This window comes from Muricoccus roseus, from assembly GCF_900141905.1.
Taxonomy (GTDB): domain Bacteria; phylum Pseudomonadota; class Alphaproteobacteria; order Acetobacterales; family Acetobacteraceae; genus Roseomonas; species Roseomonas rosea.
Window position 1 is genome coordinate 1 of the sequence record NZ_FQZF01000079.1, and the last position, 1,168, is coordinate 1,168.

Here is a 1,168-nt window from a genome sequence, read left to right on the forward strand (position 1 = left end):
GTCACGGCCTGGGCGGCGTCCGCGATGATCTGGCGGGCGCGGTCCGTCAGGTCGGCGCGGTCGAAGTCGAAGAAGACGAGGTAGGTGCGGGCCGGGGCCGGGGCCGCGGCGGGAGCCGGGGCGGCTACGGCGACGGGCGCCGGGCGCGGCTGGTTGAAGGCGTAGCGCAGGCCCAGCATGACCGAGTGGTTCTGGTTCTCGGTCTCGGTCTTCCCACGGATCACGGTGTTCGAGGCCGGGACATAGGCGGAGCCGAGGCTCGGGTCGAGCGTGCCGAAGAAGCGATACTCGGCGGTGATCGCCAGGCCCGGCACGGCGCGGATCGGGAAGGCGACACCGGCAATGGCCTGGTAGGCGAAGTTGCCCTCATTGCCCGTCACGTCGAGCCGGGGGCCATTGGCAGCCTGCACCCGCACCACGTCGTAATCGGTCCAGGCATAGCCGGCACCGGCGCCAATATAGGGCTGGACGGGCCAGTTCGGGATGGCGAAGTCATAGAAAATGTTGGCCATCACGCCGTAGGTCTGCGTGTCGCCGCTGGAGCGCACCGGGCGCTGCAGCCCGCGGAAGCCAGAGGCACTGTCCACCTCGTTGCGGCGGTAGTTGCCCTCGATCTCCAGGCGGACGCCGTTGCCGAAGCCGTAGCCGATGCTGGCCGCGACGGCATAACCCGTGTCGAAGCTGACATTGCCGGCGCCCAGGCCGCCACGGGCCGCGGGGCTGTTCGGCGTGAGGTCGGAATCCATCAGCCAGTTCGCACCGGCACCGGCCGCGATGTAGAGGCCGGTGACCGGCTGGGCCTGGGCCATGGAAGCGACCGGGAGCGCCAGGATGGTGGCGCCCAGCAGGGCCTTGCGGAATGACATCTCTAGTTCCTTCAGTTTCGTCGCGGGCTGCCGTGCGAGCCCGTCCCAGCCAAAAGCCGCAAATCGCCGGGAAGTTGATTCGCTCGAGGCGGCGTAAAGCCATCCTTCATGAATGTTGCCAGAATGCCACATCACATTCCGGCCATTTGAATAACGAAAGGGGCGGAGCCTTCCGGCTCCGCCCCTCCGATGCCGAAGTCGAAGGTTCCGCGGGATTAGCGCAGGACGATCTCGACGCGGCGGTTCTGCGGCTCACGCACGCCATCGGCGGTCGGGACCAGCGGACGGCTCTCGCCGAAGGC

At 68.1% G+C, this 1,168-nt stretch carries 1 protein-coding gene; it reads right to left on the bottom strand.

The window, feature by feature from the left end:
* A partial coding sequence (locus BUB97_RS25365) for an outer membrane protein (RefSeq protein WP_073140737.1) occupies positions 1-866 on the bottom strand: 866 nt, incomplete at its 3' end.
* Positions 867-1,168 lie beyond the last annotated feature (302 nt).